Consider the following 17,388-nt stretch of genomic DNA (forward strand, 5'->3'; position numbering starts at 1 on the left):
AGAGGAGGAGGCCGACCGTGATCGTCCTCGTCGGGGCCCACCTCCTGGCCGCGTGCCTGGCCCCGTGGCTGGTCCGGCGGCTGGGACGTGACGCGTTGGCCCTGCTGGCGCTCGTGCCGGCCGCGGCGCTGGTCTGGCTCGTCGCCCATGGACCCTCGCAGCAGGTGGAGCGCGCCACCTGGATGCCCGAGATCCACCTGGACCTGGTGCTGCGCCTGGACGCGCTGTCCTGGCTGATGGCGGTCGTGGTGTGCGCCGTCGGCACCCTGGTGCTCGTCTACTCCTCGCGCTACCTGGACCGCGACCACCGCGGCCTGCCGTCGCTGACGGCCAACCTGATGGCGTTCACCGGGGTGATGCTCGGCCTGGTCCTGGCCGACAACACCCTGCTGCTGTTCGTGTTCTGGGAGCTCACGACCGTCTTCTCCTACCTGCTGATCGGCGAGGACTCCCGCCGCAAGGCCAGCCGCCGGGCAGCGATGCAGGCCCTGGTGGTCACCACGGCCGGGGGCCTCACCATGCTCGTCGGCCTGATCGTGCTCGGCGAGACGGGCAGCTACGAGCTGTCCGCGCTGGTCGCGGACCCGCCGTCGGGCCCGGTCGTGGACGTCGCCGTGCTGCTCGTCGTGATCGGCGCGCTCAGCAAGTCCGCCCTGTTCCCGCTGCACTTCTGGCTGCCGGCCGCCATGGCCGCCCCGACGCCGATCAGCGCGTTCCTGCACGCGGCGGCGATGGTCAAGGCCGGGGTGTACCTGGTGGCCCGGCTCGCCCCCGGCTTCGCCGACGTCGGCCTGTGGCGGCCGGTGGTGATCAGCCTCGGGCTGACCACGCTGGTGCTGGGCGCCTGGCGCGCGCTGCGCCAGACCGACCTCAAGCTGCTGCTGGCCTTCGGCACCGTCAGCCAGCTCGGCCTCATGGTCGTCCTGGTCGGTCTGGGCACCCGGGAGGCGATGCTGGCCGGGCTGGCGATGCTGCTGGCCCACGCCACCTTCAAGGCCGCCTTGTTCCTGGTCGTCGGGGCCGTGGACCACACCACCGGCACCCGCGACATCCGTGAGCTCGCCGGGCTGGGTCGCCGCCAGCCGCTCCTCCTCGCCGTCGGCGCCACCGCGGCGGCCGGGATGGCCGGGCTGCCGCCCTTCGCCGCGTTCGTCGGCAAGGAGGCCGCCTACGAGGCCCTGCTGCACCCCGGTGTGCTGTCCCCGCCGGTCGCCGGCGCCGCGCTGGCGGTGATGGCCCTGGGCTCCGGGCTGACGGTGGCCTACAGCGCCCGCTTCGTGTGGGGGGCCTTCGGCGGCCGGACCGCCGACGACGCCCCCGCCGACCACCCGCTGTCACCGGTGCTGCTGGTGCCCGCGGCCCTGCTGGCCGCCGCCACCCTGGCGATCGGGGTCCTCGTCCCGTGGCTGGACGGCCCGGTCGTCGCCCACGCCGACCTGCTGCCCGCCGGCTACGAGGGCACCTACGAGCTGGCCCTGTGGCACGGCCTCTCCCCCGCGCTGTGGCTGTCGCTCACCGTGATCGCCCTCGGCCTGCTGGCCTTCGTCCGCCGCGACGCGGTCGGTGCGTTCCAGCAGCGGGTGGGTGGGCACGGCGACGCCGACCTCGCCTACCGCCGCACCATGCGGGGCCTGGACCGGCTCGCCGGGACGGTGACCGCGGCGACGCAGACCGGGTCGCTGCCCCGCTACCTGACGGTGATCCTTCTCGTCCTCCTCGTCCTGCCCGGGGCGGCCCTGGCGGGCGCGTTCCGGACCTGGGACCTGCGCGCCTGGGACACCCCGCTGCAGGCCGTGGTCGCCGGCGGGATCATCGCCTGCGCGGTGGCGGCGGTGCGGATCCGGCAGCGGCTCGCGGCCGTGGTGCTGGTCGGGGTCAGCGGCTACGGCATCGGGATCCTGTTCGCCCTGCACGGCGCCCCCGACCTGGCCCTGACCCAGTTCCTGGCCGAGAGCGTCACGCTCGTCGTCTTCGTGCTCGTGCTGCGCCGCCTGCCCAAGACCATCAGCCAGCGCCACGGCATGCGGCTGCGGCTGGCGCGCCTGGCCGTGGCCGTCCCGGTGGGCCTGCTGATGGCGGGGCTCGCGGCCACCGCCATCGGGGCCGGCACGAACGACTCGGTCAGCGAGGAGTTCCCGGCCGGGGCCTACGACTTCGGCGGCGGGGCCAACGTCGTCAACGTCACCCTCGTGGACATCCGGGCCTGGGACACCATGCTCGAGGTCGCCGTCCTCGTCGTGGCGGCCACCGGCGTCGCGAGCCTGGTGTTCATCGACCGCCGGACGGGGACGCCGCAGCACACCGGGCACGCGTCGGCGGCGGACGCCGAGCGCGGTCGTCGTGTCCGGGCCGACCGCAGCGAGTCCGGCAGCTGGTTGCGCGGCAGCGAGATGCTGCCCCGCGCCGAACGATCCGTCGTGCTCGAGGTGGTCACCCGGCTGCTGTTCCACCCCATCGTGCTGGTCTCGCTGTACCTGCTCTTCGCCGGGCACAACGCCCCCGGCGGCGGTTTCGCCGGCGGTCTGGTCGCCGGGCTCGCCCTCGTCCTGCGCTACCTGGCGGGCGGACGGTACGAGCTGGGTGAGGCCGCCCCGCTGGACGCGGGCCTGCTGCTCGGCGGCGGGCTCGTCCTGGCCGGCGGGACCGGCGTGCTGGGTCTGCTCGGCGGGGCGGACGTCCTGCAGACCGCCATCATCGAGTTCACGATGCCGGTCTACGGCGACGTCAAGCTGGTCACGTCGCTGTTCTTCGACATGGGGGTCTACCTGATCGTGGTCGGTCTCGTCCTGGACGTCCTGCGCAGCCTCGGCGCCGAGCTGGACCGCCAGGAGGCCGAGCTGCAGGACGACGCCGCCGACGCACCGGCCCCCCGGCCCCAGGGGGTGACGCCGTGACTGCGAACGCGGTGTACCTCGTGCTCGTGGCGGTGCTGTTCTCGACCGGGGTCTACCTCGTGCTGGACCGGAGCCTGACGCGGGTCCTGCTCGGCGTCCTCCTGATCAGCAACGGCGTCAACGTGCTGATCCTGTCGGTCTCCGGCCCGGCCGGGGGCCCGCCGATCGTCGGCGTCACGCCCTTCGAGGACATGAGCGACCCGCTGCCGCAGGCCCTCATCCTCACCGCCATCGTCATCACGCTCGGTGTGGCGTCCTTCTTCCTCGCGCTGACCTACCGCTCGTGGGTGCTGGACTCCCGCGAGGACGTCGTCGACGACGACGAGGACGTCCGCGTCGCCCTGCAGCAGCGGCTCGAGGACAGCGACAGCGAGGTCTACGGCCAGGTGACCGACGACGACGAGCCCGACGACACCGGGACCGCCGGGACCGGCAGGACCGGCGGGCGACCGGCCGACGACCGGGCAGCAGGGACGACCCCGTGGTGAGCGTGCTGCTGCCGCTGCCGGTCCTCATCCCCCTCGTCGGGGCCGGGATCGCGCTCGTGCTCGGCCGCCGACCCCGGGCCCAGCGGGCCGTGAGCCTGGCCTCGCTGACCCTCGTGCTGCTCACGGCGGTGGCGCTGCTGGTCCTGGTCGACCGCGACGGCCCCGCCTCGCTGGAGGTGGGGCGGTGGCCCGTCGGGATCGGCATCTCGCTCGTCGCGGACCGGCTGTCGGTGCTGATGCTCACGGTGTCGGCGACGGTCACCCTCGGCGTCCTGGTCTACGCCGTCGGGGAGGGCATCACCGACGGCGCCCGCGGGACGCCCGTGTCGATCTTCCACCCCACCTACCTCGTGCTCACCGCAGGCGTGTCCAACGCCTTCCTCACCGGCGACCTGTTCAACCTCTACGTGGGCTTCGAGGTGCTGCTGGCGGCGAGCTACGTCCTGCTGACGCTCGGCGGCACCGCCGCCCGCGTCCGGGCCGGCATCACCTACGTGGTGGTGAGCCTGATCTCGTCCTTCTTCTTCCTCGTCGGCATCGCCCTGGTCTACGCGACCACGGGCACGCTGAACATGGCCCAGATCTCGGTGCGGATGGCCGAGGTCCCGGCCGAGGTGCAGACCGTCGTGCACCTGGTCCTGCTGCTGGCGTTCGGCATCAAGGCCGCGATCTTCCCGCTGTCGGCCTGGCTCCCGGACAGCTACCCCACGGCCGCCGCCCCCGTCACGGCGGTGTTCGCCGGGCTGCTGACCAAGGTCGGCGTCTACGCCATCATCCGGACCGAGACGCTGCTGTTCACCGACGACTCGATGCGCACCGTGCTGCTCGTGGCCGCGGTGCTGACCATGGTGGTGGGCGCGCTGGGCGCCGTGGCCCAGAGCGACATCAAGCGGCTGCTGTCGTTCACGCTGGTCAGCCACATCGGCTACATGGTGTTCGGCATCGCGCTCGGCTCCGAGCAGGGGCTGGCCGGGGCGCTGTTCTACGTCTCCCACCACATCCTCATCCAGACGGCGCTGTTCCTGGTGGTCGGGCTCGTCGAGCGCCGAACCGGGTCCACGAGCCTGTACCGCCTCGGCGGGCTGGCCGCGACGGCCCCGCTGCTGTCGCTGCTGTTCTTCGTGCCCGCCATGAACCTGGGCGGCATCCCCCCGCTGTCGGGCTTCATCGGCAAGGCGTCCCTGCTGCAGGCGGGCGTCCAGGACGGCGGCCCGCTGGCCTGGGTCGGTGTCGGCGCGGGAGCGCTGACCAGCCTGCTGACCCTGTACGCGGTGGCGAAGGTCTGGAACCGCGCCTTCTGGCGACCGGCGGACGAGCACCCGGTCGTCCCCGGCGACCCGGACGGCGTCGTCGACCTGCTCGACCGGGCCGGCGCCCACGAGCCCGACGTGGCCACCACGGGCACCGACGGCACCACCGGGTCCGCGGCCGGCACCACCGCCACCGTCACCACGGCCGGCACCACCGCCACCGCGACCGGCGCGGCCCCGACCGGGGACCCGGGCGGCGACGAGGGCCCCCGCCCGGTGGGCCCCGAGGGTCCTCAGCCCGCATCGCGGGCGATGTGGGGTGCGGCGGTCGGCCTGGTCGCCGTCACCGTCGCGCTCACGGTGGGCGCAGGGCCGATCACCCGGGTCGCCGCCACCGCGGCCGAGAACCTGACCCGGCCCGAGGTCTACGTGGTCGCCGTCCTGGTGACCGGCGAGGAGACCGGATGACCCCCGAACGGCCCCGACGGTGGGTGGTGGCGGGCACCATCGTCGTGCTGCTCGCCGTGCTGTGGGTGCTCCTCTGGGGCACCTTCTCGTGGGGGAACCTGCTGAACGGCCTGCTGCTGGGAGCGGTCGTCACGACGGTGTTCCCGCTGCCCGACGCCCGGGTCGGCGGCCGGCTGCACGTGGGGGCGCTGCTGGCCTTCGTCGGCCGGTTCGCCGTCGACGTCGTCATCGCCAGCGGGCAGGTGGCGTGGATCGCCGTCCGGCCGGGGCCGCCCCCGGTCAGCTCCGTGGTGTCGGTGGACGTGCGCAGCAGCTCCGAGCTGATCCTCACCGTCCTCACCGAGGCGCTGTCCCTGGTGCCGGGCTCCCTGGTCATCGAGGTCGACACCCGCAGCAGCACGATCGTGGCGCACGTCCTGGAGGCCCGCGACGACGCCGCCGTCGCCCGGTTCAAGGCACGTGTCCGCGACGTGGAGGCCCAGATCATCCGCGCGCTGGGCACCCCCGACGACCTGGCCCTGCTGGCCGAGGAGAGGAGCCGCTCGTGATGGGCGTCGTCGTCCCCGTCGTCGCGACCATGCTGGCCGTGGCCGGGTTGCTGGCCGTGGCCCGGCTGCTGCGCGGGCCGACGACGCTGGACCGCGTCGTCGCCACCGACATGCTGCTGGCGATCCTGCTGTGCAGCCTGGCCGCCCTGGCCGCGGCCCGCACCGACGTCACCATCACCCCGGTCATCCTCATCGGCACGCTGCTGGGGTTCGTGGGCTCGGTGGCCGTGGCCCGGATGATCGCGAGGCGGGACCCGTGACCGCGGACACCTTCCTGGACGGTCTGGCCGCCGCGCTGCTGCTGGTCGGGGCCTCCCTGGCCCTGGCCGCGGCCATCGGCACCCTCCGGTTCCCGGACGTGCTGATGCGGATGCACGCCGCCACGAAGCCGCAGGTCCTCGGGATCGTGCTGTGCCTGGCGGGGGCGGCCGTCCGGCTGCGGGAGCACCCGGAAGCCTGGCTGCTGCTGCTCGCCGCCGGGTTCCAGCTGGTCACGGCGCCGGTGTCGGCGCACATGGTGTCGCGGGTGGCCAACCGGTCGCGGCACTTCGACCGGGGGTCGCTGCACGTCGACGACCTGCCTCCGGGCCGGTCACGTCCGCTGCGGCCCCGGCAGGACTAGCCGCCCAGCTCCCGGACCCAGCGGGCGAGGTCGTCGACCGGGGCATCGCGCGGCAGACGGGCAGTGGTGCCGTCCACCAGCAGGACGACGGCGCGCCGTCGACCGGACCGCACCGGCGCGGGTTCGACCCCGGCCACGGCGGCCCACGCCCAGGACGTCGTCGTGCCCCGGACCCGGACGACCAGCCCGTCGGGCCCGGCGACCACGAAGTCCCGCTCCCGCAGCCCACGCCACAGGTCGGCCAGCAGCGCCGCCGCGACGACGACCGCCACCACGAGCAGGTCCCAGTTGCGGGCCACGGCCGACGTGACGCCCACCACCAGGCACGCCCCCAGCCCCGCGGCCAGCAGCAGCAGGGAACCCCGTGACGGGTCCGGCTCGTGCCAGCTGCGCAGGCCCGGGGCCGGGGACTCGTTCAGCGGCGGCTGCTGCGGGGCGGCCGCTTGGGCTGGGCCCGCTGGCCTGCCTGGCGCTCCGTCAGGGTGAGCCGGTCGAGGGCGGCGAGGTCGGCGTCGTCGTCCCGCTCGGCGACGAGGACGGTCCCGGCCTCGGGGTGGGCCTTGCGGTAGGCCTCGACCTTGCGGGCGTGCTTGACGATCGGCTCCTCCCGCTCGCGCAGGTGAACCAGCAGCGGGGTGGCCAGGAAGATCGAGGAGTAGGTACCGACGGCGATGCCGATGAACAGCGCCAGGCTCAGGTCGAGCAGGGTGCCGGCCCCCAGCAGCAGCGCGCCGATGAACAGGATGGAGGCCACCGGCAGCAGGGCCACGACGCTGGTGTTGATGGAGCGCACCATCGTCTGGTTGACCGCCTTGTTGGCGGCCTCCTTGTACGTCTCGGTCTTGGACTCGAGCACGTCCTCGGTGTTCTCGCGCACCTTGTCGAAGACGACGACGGTGTCGTAGAGGGAGTAGCCGAGGATGGTGAGGAAGCCGATGATCGTCGAGGGCGTCACCTCGAGCCCGATCAGGGCGTAGATCCCGACCGTGATGACCAGGTCGTGCAGCAGGGCCACCAGGGCCGCGACGGCCATCTTCCAGGTGCGGAAGTACACGGCGATGACGAGGCCGACCAGCACGAGGAACACGAGCAGGCTCTGCAGGGCCCGCTGGGACACCTGCTCGCCCCAGGTGGGGCCGATGAAGCTGCTGGTGATCTCCTCCGGCGCGACCTCGTAGGCCTCCGCCAGCAGGCCGACGATCTCCTCGGACTGCGCCGTCGTCACCTCCCCCGTGCGCACCCGCAGCGAGTCGCCGCCGATCGTGGTGGCCTGCACCTCGGTGGGCCCGGTCACCTCGGTCACCGCGGTGTTGGCGAGGCTCTCGTCGACGCCGCCCGCGATGTTGGTGATCTGGAAGGACGCACCCCCGGTGAAGTCGATCCCCAGGTTGAGCCCGCGGACACCGAGCGCCCCGATGCTGATGATGAGGACCACGGCCGCGATCGCGTACCAGGTACGTCGCCGGCCGACGACGTCGTAGGACTGCTCACCGGTGTAGAGGCGGTTGCCCCAGCGGTCGAACTTCACAGCACTGCTCCTTCGTTGGCGGCGCGCTCGGCGTCACGGGCGGCGCGCTTGCGCTCGGCGAGCGTGAGGCCGTCGGGGTCGGGCGTGCGGGCCCCGGTGCGCACGGCGCGCCGGGCCACGGTCGAGCCCAGGTGCTCGGGGTCGAAGCCGGACCACTTGTGGCCGCCACCGAAGAACTTCGTCCGCGCCAGCAGCGTGACCAGGGGCTTGGTGAACAGGAACACCACCAGCAGGTCGACGATGGTGGTCAGGCCCAGCGTGAACGCGAAGCCGCGGACCCCGCCCACGGCCAGCAGGTACAGCGTGGCGGCCGCCAGGAACGACACCGCGTCGGAGGCCAGGATCGTCCGTCGCGCCCGCTCCCAGCCGCGCTCGACCGCGACCTCGAGGCTGCGGCCGTCGCGGATCTCGTCCCGGATCCGCTCGAAGAACACGATGAACGAGTCCGCCGTGATGCCGATCGCGACGATCAGGCCGGCGACGCCGGGCAGGCTGAGCCGGTAGCCCTGGCGCCACGACAGGATCAGGAGCAGGCCGTAGGTGATGAGCCCGGCGATCAGCAGCGACGCGACGGTGACCAGGCCCAGGGCCCGGTACTGGATCAGCGAGTAGACGACGACCAGGACCAGGCCGATGATCCCGGCCAGCAGCCCCAGCCGCAGCTGCTCCCCGCCCAGGGTCGGGGAGATCGACTCGGTGGACTCGACGCTGAACGACAGCGGCAGGGCGCCGAAGCGGAGCTGGTTGGCCAGGGACTCCGCCGACTCCTGCGTGAAGTTGCCGGAGATCTGCGCCTGGCCGTTGGGGATGATCCCGTTCATGGTCGGGGCGGAGATGACCACGCCGTCCAGGACGATGCCGAAGCGGTTGAGGTCGCCGGTCAGGCCGAACAGCCGGCGGCTGGTGTCCGCGAACTGGTCGGTGCCCTCGCCGTTGAACTGGATGTTGACGACCACCTGACCGGTGGAGACACCGGTCTGGCCGGTCCCGATCCCCCAGGTGGCGTCCTCGATGTTCTCGCCGGGCACCTCGACCGGGCCGAGGACGTACTTCTCCAGGCCGTCGGCGGAGCACACGACCAGCGCCTCGTCGGGCTCGCCCTGCTCGACCCGGGTCACGGCGGCCTCGGGGTTGTCGGGGTCGACGGCGGTCGGGTCGATGCAGGTGAGGGCGGCGAAGGCCTGGGAGACCTCGGGGGTGATGTAGGCGAGGTCGGACGGGCCGGTCGGCTCGGGCGCGGGGGCGGCCGAGGGGTCGACGGGGACCGGGGCCGGCTCACCGGTCGCCACCGGGGCGTCGGTCGGCTGCGCGGCGTCGGTCGGCTCGGCGACGGGGACCTCGGTCGCGGCCGGGGTGGGCGCGGTGGCCGCGCCGGCGGCGGACAGGTCGGCCCGCGGGAGCGCCCGCCCCTGGGTGGCGGGGGCGCTGGGCTCGGTGGTCCCGCCCGGGGTGATCGACGGGGGTGCGCTCGGGTCCTCCGCCGGGGCGCTCGGGTCGACCGCAGGCGCCGAGGCGCCGTCGGACGGCTCGGCGGTCGGCTCGGCGGTCGGCTCGAGCAGGCTCGGGTCGAAGCCGGAGCCGGTGAGCAGCACGGGCCGCATCTCGAGCTGCGCGGACTGACGCACCAGGTCCAGCGTGGCCTCGTCGGCCTGTCCGGGGAGCGCGACCACGATGTTGTTGGCGCCCTGCTGCGTGACCTCGGCCTCGGTGACGCCGGAACCGTTGACGCGCTGCCGGATGATCTCCACGGCCTGCTCGACGGACTCCGCGGGGATGTCGGCGCCCTCCTCGGCCTCGGGCTCGAGGATGATCTGCGTGCCGCCCTCCAGGTCGAGGGCGAGGCCGGGCGTCCACCGGGCGTCGGAGGCGATGGCGCCGCCGGCCACGATGCCGAAGATGATCGCCACGATCACGGCGAGGAAGATCAGGGTGCGCCCGGGGCGCGACCGTCGGGTGGTCGTGGTCACGGTTCTCTCAGTCCTGGTGTCGAGGGTTGCCGTCGTCGTCGACGGCCCCCGTGTCGGTGGTGCCGGTGCCGGTGCCGGTCGGGTCCGTCGGGTCCGTCGTCGCCGGGGCCTGGTAGCGCGAGGAGGCCGGGTCGGTGTCGGGCAGGACCCGGACCACCGCGCCCTTGACCCAGCGCGACAAGTTGCCGTCCGGCCCGCGGAGGGTGATGGTCGCCTCGTCCACGGTCACCACGGTGGCCACCATGCCGGCCGCGGTGAGCACGTCCACCCCGACCTCGAGCCCGGCCTGGGTCTGCTTGACCGCCTGCTGCTGCTTGCGGACCCGGCTGAACTGCATGACCAGGATGAGGACGAGCCCGCCGACCAGCAGCAGGGAGACGGGATCCAACAGAGGGTCCTTCCGATCGGCCGGCGACAGGCGACGGCGCACGTCAGCCCCGTGAGTCCCGGAGCTCCCGCGGGAGTCTAGGCGAGCCGACCGCCCTCGCCGAACTCCCTCCACAGCGGGGCGTCGTCCGGATCGGTCCCCGGACCGGTCCCGACCCCCCCGACGGACTGCACCGGCGGGGTGAGCCCCAGGTGCTGCCAGGCCGCCGGGAGCGCGACGCGCCCGCGCGGCGTCCGGGCCAGGAAGCCCTGCCGCAGCAGGAACGGCTCGCAGACGGTCTCCACCGTCTCCGGTTCCTCCCCCACGGTCAGCGCCAGCGTCGACAGACCCACGGGACCTCCCCCGAACCGGCGGCACAGCGCGTCCAGCACCGCGGTGTCCAGGCGGTCCAGGCCGAGCCGGTCCACGGCGAACAGCTCCAGCGCCGCCCGGGCGTCGCCCAGGTGGACCGACCCGTCGCCGGAGCCGTGCACCTCGCCGTAGTCCCGCACCCGGCGCAGCAGCCGGTTGGCGATCCGGGGCGTCCCCCGGGACCGGCCGGCGATCTCGCGGGCCGCGTCGGGGGCGAGGTCGACCCCCAGCAGCCGGGAGCTGCGCTCCAGCACCCGGGTCAGGTCGGCCTGGTCGTAGAAGTCGAGGTGCCCGGTGAACCCGAACCGGTCACGCAGCGGCGAGGGCAGCATGCCGGCCCTGGTGGTCGCGCCGACCAGGGTGAAGCGGGGCAGCGGCAGCGGGATGGCGGTGGCACCGGGGCCCTTGCCGACGACGACGTCCACCCGGAAGTCCTCCATCGCCAGGTAGAGCATCTCCTCGGCCGCCCGCGCCATCCGATGGATCTCGTCCAGGAACAGCACCTCGTGCTCGTCGAGGGAGGACAGGATCGCGGCCAGGTCGCCGGCGTGCTGCAGCGCGGGGCCGCTGGTGACCCGTACCGGCACCCCCAGCTCGACCCCGACGATCATCGCCAGCGTGGTCTTGCCCAGTCCCGGCGGCCCGGCGAGCAGCACGTGGTCCGGCGCCCCGCCCCGCCGCTTGGCCGCCTCCAGGACCAGGCCCAGCTGGCGCCGGACGACGGGCTGACCGACGAACTCGTCCAGGGACTTCGGTCGTAGGGCCGACTCCTCCGCCATCTCGCCCGGGTTGACCTCGGGGTCCACCTCGCGGGCCAGCCCGGCGACCGGCCCCTCGTCGGCGAACGAGGCCTCGTCCAGGTGGCCGGTGAGGTCGCCGTTCACGTGCGGGCCAGCCCGCGCAGGGCGGTGCGCAGCAGGTCGGCCGGCTCCCGGGCCTCGTCGCCGCCGTCGGCCGCGAGGACCCCGTCGACGGCCTCCTCCGACTGCCTGCTCGCCCAGCCCAGGCCGACCAGCGCCGCCACGACCTGCTCGCGGGTCCCCCCGCCGGTGCCGTCACCACCGGCCGTCTGCGGCCGCGGCGCGGGACCGGTCGCGGAGTGCGGCGGTCCCAGCCGGTCCCCCAGCTCCAGCAGCATCCGCTGGGCGCCCTTGCGGCCGATGCCGGGGACCTTCATCAGCGTGGCCTCGTCGCCGGCCGCGACGCCGCGGCGCAGGTCGTCGGGCTCGAGGACGGCGAGCACGGCCAGGGCGAGCCGGGGCCCGACGCCACTGACGGTCTGCAGCAGCTCGAAGACGTCGCGCTCGTCGTCCTCGGCGAACCCGAACAGCGTCAGGGAGTCCTCCCGCACGACCAGCGACGTCGCGAGCCGCGCCGGTGACCCGGGGCGCAGACCCGCCAGGGTGCGGGGCGTGGCCCGGACCAGCAGGCCCAGACCTCCGACCGCGACGACGGCACCGTCCAGCCGGGTGCTCAGCACCTGGCCGTTGACCTCGGCGAGCATGGGACCTCCGCTGCTGGTTCCGAACACGTGTACGACACGCTAGCGGGCGGGCTCAGGCCCCTCGTCGCGGCGCGCCGGTGGCGGCGGCCAGACGGCTCGCGGCCCGCCCGCGCCACAGCTGGCACAGCGCGAGGGCGACGGCGTCGGAGGCGTCGGCCGGCTTGGGCGCGGCCGCCAGGCCCAGGATCTTGGCGACCATGAACCCCACCTGCGCCTTGTCGGCCCGGCCGGACCCGGTGACGGCCGCCTTGACCTCGGACGGGGTGTGCATGGCCAGACGGACCCCGGCCTGGGACGCGACGAGCATGACGATGCCGGCGGCCTGGGCCGTGCCCATGACGCTGCGGACGTTGTGCTGCGCGAACACCCGCTCCACCGCGACGACGTCCGGGCGGTGCTCGGCCATCAGGGCGGTGAGCTCGGTGTGGACCTGCGCCAGCCGGTCGCCGGTCTCCAGCTCCAGGGCCGTCCGGACCACGCCGACGTGGACCAGCGTGGCCCGGTGCCCGGTGCCGCCGTCGACGACGGCCACCCCGCAGCGGGTGAGTCCCGGGTCGACCGCCAGCACACGCACGCCGACAGCCTGCCCCGGTCGCGGGGCGTCCGGGCGCAGGCGCGCCCGGACCCGACCGCGGACCCGGGGTCGGCCCGCGTCAGCCGACGAGCTCGAGCTCGGCCAGCACCTCGTCGGACACGTCGACGTTGGAGTAGACGTTCTGCACGTCGTCGGAGTCCTCGAGCGCGTCGATGAGCCGGAACACCTTGCCCGCGGTCTCGGCGTCGACGGGTACCTGGGTGGCCGGCACGAACGACGCCTCGGCGGAGTCGTAGTCGATACCGGCGTCCTGCAGGGCGGTGCGGACCGCGACCAGGTCGGTGGCCTCGCTGATGACCTCGAACGCCTCGCCCAGGTCGTTGACGTCCTCGGCGCCGGCGTCGAGCACCGCGGCCAGGACGTCGTCCTCGGTCAGGCCGCCGTTCTGGTCCTTGGCCAGCACGACGACACCCTTGCGGGTGAAGAGGAACGACACGCTGCCCGGGTCGGCCATGGTGCCGCTGTTGCGGGTGACCGCCACGCGCACGTCGCTGGCGGCGCGGTTGCGGTTGTCGGTGAGGCACTCGATGAGCACGGCGACGCCGCCGGCCGCGTAGCCCTCGTACATGATCGTCGAGTAGTCGGCGCCGCCGGAGTCCGCCCCGGAGCCCCGCTTGACCGCCCGCTCGATGTTGTCGCTGGGCACCGAGGACTTCTTGGCCTTCTGGATGGCGTCGAAGAGCGTCGGGTTGCCCGCGACGTCACCGCCGCCCGTCCGGGCCGCGACCTCGATGTTCTTGATCATCTTGGCGAAGAGCTTGGCTCGCTTGGCGTCGACCGAAGCCTTCTTGTGCTTGGTCGTCGCCCACTTGGAGTGACCCGACATCGTTCACGTCTCCTTCGTCGTCCGCGGTCCGGCTGCGTCGTGCGCCTGCCCCGCGAGCTCCACGAGGACCCGGTGGAACCGGTCGTCCCCCGACACCTCGGGGTGGAACGCGGTGGCGAGCAGCGTGCCCTGCCGCACGGCGACGATGGTATCGCCCGAGCCGGGCCGGGCGACCCTGGCGAGCACCTGCACCTGCGGGCCCACCTGGACCACCTGCGGGGCGCGGATGAAGACCGCGTGCACGGCCGGCCCGGTCAGGCCGACCACGTCGAGGTCGGTCTCGAAGCTGTCCACCTGGCGACCGAACCCGTTGCGCCGCACCGTCATGTCGATGCCGCCGAGCGTCTGCTGGCCGGCGGCGGTCTCGGTCAGCCGGTCCGCGAGCAGGATCATCCCGGCGCAGGACCCCAGGACCGGCATGCCGGCCCGGATCCGGGACCGCAGCGGCCCCTGCAGGTCGAAGGCCCGCACCAGCCGGTCGATGGCGGTCGACTCACCGCCCGGCAGGACGAGCGCGTCCACCCGCTCCAGCTCGGCGGGTCGCCGGACGAGGACCACCTCGGCCCCGAGTCGACGGAGCACCGCCACGTGCTCCCTGACGTCGCCCTGGACCGCCAGGACGCCCACGACCGCGGGCGTCCCGGGACCGGTGACCGCACCCGTCGGACCGGTCGGCGCACCCGTCGGACCGGTGGGCGACACAGCGGTGGACACGCCGGTGAGGGCCCCCTGGACGTGCGACCCTTGGGCTGTGGCGCTCATGACGTTCCTCCTGATCCAGGCCCTGCTCGTCGGCGTGTCCGTCGTGCTGCTGCGCCCGGGCACGGACGTCCTGGCTGCGCGTGTGCTCGGCAGCGAGGTGCGGCGGGAGGACCTGCGGCTGGTGGGCGGCATCGTCGTGACGGCCGCGGTGCTGGTCGTGCTCGGTGTCCTGCTGCTCAACGGGTTCCTGGCCGCGCTGCCCCTGATCGTGGTGTCCGCACTCGCCGCGGTGGGCGCGGAGGCCCTCACCCGGCGGCTGCACCGCCCCGAGGTCCAGGCCCGGCTGATGCGCTGGCTCGAGCGGACCCTGCTCCGCGCCGCGGACCTCGGCCGGGCGGGCGGCGCTCAGGCCACCCGCCTCGGCCGAGAGGTCACCAGCCGCGCTCGGCGAGCCGGTGAGGCGCAGGCAGCTCGTCGACGTTGATCCCGACCATCGCGTCGCCCAGCCCGCGGGAGACCTTGGCGATGACGTCGGGGTCGTCGTGGAACGTGGTGGCCTTGACGATGGCCTCGGCGCGGGCCACCGGGTCGCCGGACTTGAAGATGCCGGAGCCGACGAAGACGCCGTCCGCGCCCAGCTGCATCATCATGGCCGCGTCGGCGGGGGTGGCGATGCCGCCGGCGGTGAACAGCACGACCGGCAGGCGGCCCTCGCGGGCGACCTCCCGCACCAGCGGCAGCGGCGCCTGCAGCTCCTTGGCCGCCACGTAGAGCTCGTCCTCGCTGAGCGAGGACAGCCGGCGGATCTCCCCGCCGATGGTGCGCATGTGGGTGGTGGCCTGGCTGACGTCGCCCGTGCCCGCCTCGCCCTTGGAGCGGATCATGGCCGCGCCCTCGCTGAGCCGGCGCAACGCCTCGCCCAGGTTGGTGGCGCCGCAGACGAAGGGCACCGTGAAGGGCCACTTGTCGATGTGGTGGGCGTAGTCCGCCGGGGACAGCACCTCGGACTCGTCGACGTAGTCGACGCCGAGGCTCTGCAGGACCCGCGCCTCGACGAAGTGCCCGATCCGGGCCTTGGCCATGACGGGGATGGAGACGGCGCCGATGATGGCGTCGATCATGTCGGGGTCGCTCATCCGGGAGATGCCGCCCTCGGCGCGGATGTCGGCCGGGACCCGTTCGAGGGCCATGACGGCCACGGCGCCGGCGTCCTCGGCGATCTTCGCCTGCTGGACGTCGACGACGTCCATGATGACGCCGCCCTTGAGCATGTCGGCCATGCCGCGCTTGACGAGGTCGGTACCGGTGACGGAGGTGTGTGCGCCAGGGGTGCTGGGGCCGGGGGTGCTGGGGTCGCTCATGGGGACCATCGTAGGTTCGCCCGGGGGCGCACCCCGAACGGGGTCAGCCGCCGGTGAGGGTGGCCGTGTCGCCCTGCGGCACGAGGACGACCCAGGTGGTCCCCACGTCGAGCAGCAGGTCCCCGCCGGCGGCGTCGGTGAAGCTGGTCGGGTCGGCCTCGGACTCCCGCGCCCAGCTGCCCGTCAGGGCCACGCCGTCGCGCAGCAGGGTGACCGTCCCCGTCCCGACGGGACTCACCCGGGGGCTGGGGGCTCCGTTGACGTCGACGTAGTCGGTGCCCAGCACCGGCACGTCCATGAACAGGACGTTGTCGGCGCGTACCGGCTCCCCCTCCTCGTCCACGGCGGCCTCCCCGTCCCGCTGCTGCACCCACGCCTCGTCGGTGTCCGACCACGAGAACTCCACCGTCGAGGCCGGCCAGGCGTACGTGCCTGCGCTGGTGGGGCGAGCGCCCGCGCCCACCGGGCCGAAGCGCAGCCCGACGTCCTGCGCGACACCGGACCCGGGGACGCGACGCAGCAGGGACGTGCCGTCACCGATGACGTCGTACGGGCCGTCCCGCGAGGGGTCCCGGATGAAGCCCTCCGACCCGGCCCCCGACGACACCAGCTGCAGGTCGGTGGCGGACAGCTCCTCCAGGACCCCGGCGTTGGCCCCGGCGAACGCGAGCGCGACGGGGCCGTGGTTGGTGAGGATGGCCACTTCGCTGGAGCGGGCCGAGCGGACCGGTCCGATCCGTGCGGGCATCTCGGTCTGGAACAGGGCCACCAGGCGGGTGAGGCCGCCTTCGACCTCCTCCACGTAGACCAGGTCGGCCTCGTTGAGCCCGGCCTGGGGCAGCGCGGCATCGGTGTTGTCGATCTTGACGGCGAGCACCCGGCCGTCGGGCACGGCCTCGCCGGTGAGCGCGTTGGCGGTGCCGGACGCGCCGACCCGGGGCCCGCTGGCCAGGGGCACCGGCAGCCCCGACGGGGCGACGACCCCGCTCTGGTCGTCGAGCGTGTCGTCGCCCGCCCCCACCCCGCAGGCGGCGAGCAGCGGCAGCAGCAGGACGGCGACCGCCGGTGCCGCCCGGCGGCGTCGCGCGGTGGCGGCGGGCCGGGTCCTCAGCACCCGTCGAGGCTAGGGCACCAGGGCCACGACCCCCGGGAGGTGCCGGGACCGCCCGCGTCGTCGTCGAGCTCGGTCGTGGGCTCCCCGCGGCGCCGGGCCACGTCGTTGGCCAGGGTCCTCACGGCCGCCACCCGGTCCGTGGACCGGGACAGGTCCGTGGCGACGGGCGGGGCCAGGACCCCGGAGCGGACCAGGGCGGTGAGCCGGCTCTGCGCCGCCAGGTCGTCGGGGTCGCCGGCGTCGTGCGCCGCGCGGGCCAGCCCCGGGGCCCCCGGGTGGTCGGCGAGCAGTCCCGCGGCGGCGTGCTCGGCCGCCGCGACGGCCCGGTCGAGCAGCTCCCGGCGGAGCCTGGCCCGGGCGGCTCCCGGCCCCCCGGCCACCTCCCGGGCGAGCTCGTAGACCTCGGCCCACGCGGCCCCGACCACCGGCCAGTCGTACCCCGCCGCCCGTCGCCGGACCGCCGCCCGCTCCGCCCCGGCCGCGTCGGCCGGGGCCAGCAGCACCTCGACCACGGCCCGGGCCAGCGCGGCGGGGTCGCCCGGTCGCACCAGCGTCCCGGTCCCGGCCATGACGTCCCGGAACGCGGGCAGGTCGGAGGCGACGACGGGGGTGCCGGTGGCCATCGCCTCGACCAGGACGATGCCGAAGCTCTCCCCGCCGCGGTGGGGCGCGACGAGCACGTCGGCCCCGGCGACCAGGGCCCGCTTGTCGGCCTCGTCGACGGTGCCCGCCAGCTGCACGCCCTGCCCGCCCCCGCCGGCGCCGAGCTCGGCGCGGGGGGG

The 17,388-nt window shown here is 74.2% G+C and carries 19 protein-coding genes; 7 read left to right on the forward strand and 12 right to left on the reverse strand.

The features are described from left to right. Window positions 1–17 precede the first annotated feature (17 nt). From ACR80Q_RS16795 to mnhG, 6 genes are read left to right on the forward strand one after another with little or no spacing between them, the layout of a single operon-like run. Window positions 18–2,894, forward strand: coding sequence for a Na+/H+ antiporter subunit A (locus tag ACR80Q_RS16795; RefSeq protein WP_435378797.1), 2,877 nt, complete (start codon window positions 18–20; stop codon window positions 2,892–2,894). Continuing rightward, window positions 2,891–3,382, forward strand: coding sequence for a Na(+)/H(+) antiporter subunit C (locus ACR80Q_RS16800; protein WP_435378798.1), 492 nt, complete (start codon window positions 2,891–2,893; stop codon window positions 3,380–3,382). The genes ACR80Q_RS16795 and ACR80Q_RS16800 overlap by 4 nt, the downstream gene beginning before the upstream one ends. Next, on the forward strand, window positions 3,379–5,100 hold the full coding sequence (locus tag ACR80Q_RS16805; protein WP_435378799.1) for a Na+/H+ antiporter subunit D: 1,722 nt from the start codon (window positions 3,379–3,381) through the stop codon (window positions 5,098–5,100). Before ACR80Q_RS16800 ends, ACR80Q_RS16805 begins: the two co-directional genes overlap by 4 nt. Continuing rightward, window positions 5,097–5,648, forward strand: a complete 552-nt coding sequence (locus ACR80Q_RS16810; protein ID WP_435378800.1) for a Na+/H+ antiporter subunit E — start codon at window positions 5,097–5,099, stop codon at window positions 5,646–5,648. The genes ACR80Q_RS16805 and ACR80Q_RS16810 overlap by 4 nt, the downstream gene beginning before the upstream one ends. Then, window positions 5,648–5,908 carry an MrpF/PhaF family protein gene (locus ACR80Q_RS16815; protein ID WP_435378801.1) on the forward strand — a complete coding sequence of 87 codons (261 nt, stop codon included), beginning with the start codon at window positions 5,648–5,650 and terminating at the stop codon, window positions 5,906–5,908. Before ACR80Q_RS16810 ends, ACR80Q_RS16815 begins: the two co-directional genes overlap by 1 nt. Next, window positions 5,905–6,270, forward strand: coding sequence for a monovalent cation/H(+) antiporter subunit G (mnhG, locus tag ACR80Q_RS16820; RefSeq protein ID WP_435378802.1), 366 nt, complete (start codon window positions 5,905–5,907; stop codon window positions 6,268–6,270). The genes ACR80Q_RS16815 and mnhG overlap by 4 nt, the downstream gene beginning before the upstream one ends. Here the strand turns inward: mnhG and ACR80Q_RS16825 are convergent. The 9 genes from ACR80Q_RS16825 to pdxT all read right to left on the reverse strand — a co-directional run bounded on the left by ACR80Q_RS16825 (window position 6,267) and on the right by pdxT (window position 14,191). Beyond that, window positions 6,267–6,590 (reverse strand): hypothetical protein, encoded by a 324-nt coding sequence (locus ACR80Q_RS16825; RefSeq protein ID WP_435378803.1) that lies wholly within the window; start codon window positions 6,588–6,590, stop codon window positions 6,267–6,269. The two genes, mnhG and ACR80Q_RS16825, sit on opposite strands and share 4 nt — an antisense overlap. Window positions 6,591–6,685: 95 nt before the next feature. After that, window positions 6,686–7,798 (reverse strand): protein translocase subunit SecF, encoded by a 1,113-nt coding sequence (gene secF, locus ACR80Q_RS16830; RefSeq protein WP_435378804.1) that lies wholly within the window; start codon window positions 7,796–7,798, stop codon window positions 6,686–6,688. Beyond that, window positions 7,795–9,765: a protein translocase subunit SecD gene (secD, locus tag ACR80Q_RS16835; RefSeq protein WP_435378805.1), complete on the reverse strand. Its 1,971-nt coding sequence runs from the start codon at window positions 9,763–9,765 to the stop codon at window positions 7,795–7,797. The genes secF and secD overlap by 4 nt, the downstream gene beginning before the upstream one ends. Window positions 9,766–9,772: 7 nt before the next feature. Then, window positions 9,773–10,153: a preprotein translocase subunit YajC gene (locus ACR80Q_RS16840; RefSeq protein ID WP_435378806.1), complete on the reverse strand. Its 381-nt coding sequence runs from the start codon at window positions 10,151–10,153 to the stop codon at window positions 9,773–9,775. A 77-nt stretch (window positions 10,154–10,230) separates the two neighbouring features. After that, window positions 10,231–11,322: a Holliday junction branch migration DNA helicase RuvB gene (gene ruvB / locus ACR80Q_RS16845; protein WP_435378841.1), complete on the reverse strand. Its 1,092-nt coding sequence runs from the start codon at window positions 11,320–11,322 to the stop codon at window positions 10,231–10,233. Between the two features lie 62 nt (window positions 11,323–11,384). Continuing rightward, window positions 11,385–12,008 (reverse strand): Holliday junction branch migration protein RuvA, encoded by a 624-nt coding sequence (ruvA, locus tag ACR80Q_RS16850; protein ID WP_435378842.1) that lies wholly within the window; start codon window positions 12,006–12,008, stop codon window positions 11,385–11,387. 52 nt (window positions 12,009–12,060) lie between these two features. Beyond that, window positions 12,061–12,582 (reverse strand): crossover junction endodeoxyribonuclease RuvC, encoded by a 522-nt coding sequence (locus ACR80Q_RS16855; RefSeq protein ID WP_435378807.1) that lies wholly within the window; start codon window positions 12,580–12,582, stop codon window positions 12,061–12,063. A gap of 79 nt (window positions 12,583–12,661) precedes the next feature. Further along, a complete protein-coding gene (locus ACR80Q_RS16860) occupies window positions 12,662–13,429 on the reverse strand; it encodes a YebC/PmpR family DNA-binding transcriptional regulator (protein ID WP_435378808.1) in 768 nt (255 codons plus the stop codon). 3 nt (window positions 13,430–13,432) lie between these two features. Further along, on the reverse strand, window positions 13,433–14,191 hold the full coding sequence (pdxT, locus tag ACR80Q_RS16865) for a pyridoxal 5'-phosphate synthase glutaminase subunit PdxT (RefSeq protein WP_435378809.1): 759 nt from the start codon (window positions 14,189–14,191) through the stop codon (window positions 13,433–13,435). On the opposite strand from pdxT, the gene ACR80Q_RS16870 reads away from it, so the two are divergent. Further along, a complete protein-coding gene (locus tag ACR80Q_RS16870; RefSeq protein ID WP_435378810.1) occupies window positions 14,190–14,615 on the forward strand; it encodes a hypothetical protein in 426 nt (141 codons plus the stop codon). The two genes, pdxT and ACR80Q_RS16870, sit on opposite strands and share 2 nt — an antisense overlap. On the opposite strand, the gene pdxS is transcribed toward ACR80Q_RS16870, so the two are convergent. The 3 genes from pdxS to ACR80Q_RS16885 form a co-directional block, all read right to left on the reverse strand. Continuing rightward, complete coding sequence (gene pdxS / locus ACR80Q_RS16875; RefSeq protein WP_435378811.1) at window positions 14,563–15,492, reverse strand: pyridoxal 5'-phosphate synthase lyase subunit PdxS; 930 nt, start codon at window positions 15,490–15,492, stop codon at window positions 14,563–14,565. The genes ACR80Q_RS16870 and pdxS overlap by 53 nt on opposite strands. A 43-nt stretch (window positions 15,493–15,535) precedes the next feature. After that, window positions 15,536–16,606: a DUF3048 domain-containing protein gene (locus tag ACR80Q_RS16880; RefSeq protein ID WP_435378812.1), complete on the reverse strand. Its 1,071-nt coding sequence runs from the start codon at window positions 16,604–16,606 to the stop codon at window positions 15,536–15,538. Further along, window positions 16,600–17,388, reverse strand: a 789-nt coding sequence (locus tag ACR80Q_RS16885; protein WP_435378813.1) for a glycosyltransferase family 4 protein, incomplete at its 5' end; no start/stop codon positions are given. The genes ACR80Q_RS16885 and ACR80Q_RS16880, both read right to left, overlap by 7 nt.

Origin of the sequence: Aquipuribacter aurantiacus, assembly GCF_051216895.1 — a bacterium.
In the GTDB taxonomy this organism is placed as follows: domain Bacteria; phylum Actinomycetota; class Actinomycetes; order Actinomycetales; family JBBAYJ01; genus Aquipuribacter.

Coding starts and splice junctions, on each gene's coding strand:
- ACR80Q_RS16810 (WP_435378800.1), top strand. CDS start 5,097: ATGACCCCCGAACGGCCCCGACGGTGGGTGGTGGCGGGCACCATCGTC.
- ACR80Q_RS16860 (WP_435378808.1), bottom strand. CDS start 13,429: ATGTCGGGTCACTCCAAGTGGGCGACGACCAAGCACAAGAAGGCTTCG.
- ACR80Q_RS16815 (WP_435378801.1), top strand. CDS start 5,648: ATGGGCGTCGTCGTCCCCGTCGTCGCGACCATGCTGGCCGTGGCCGGG.
- pdxS (WP_435378811.1), bottom strand. CDS start 15,492: ATGAGCGACCCCAGCACCCCCGGCCCCAGCACCCCTGGCGCACACACC.
- ruvA (WP_435378842.1), bottom strand. CDS start 12,008: ATGCTCGCCGAGGTCAACGGCCAGGTGCTGAGCACCCGGCTGGACGGT.
- pdxT (WP_435378809.1), bottom strand. CDS start 14,191: ATGAGCGCCACAGCCCAAGGGTCGCACGTCCAGGGGGCCCTCACCGGC.
- ACR80Q_RS16870 (WP_435378810.1), top strand. CDS start 14,190: ATGACGTTCCTCCTGATCCAGGCCCTGCTCGTCGGCGTGTCCGTCGTG.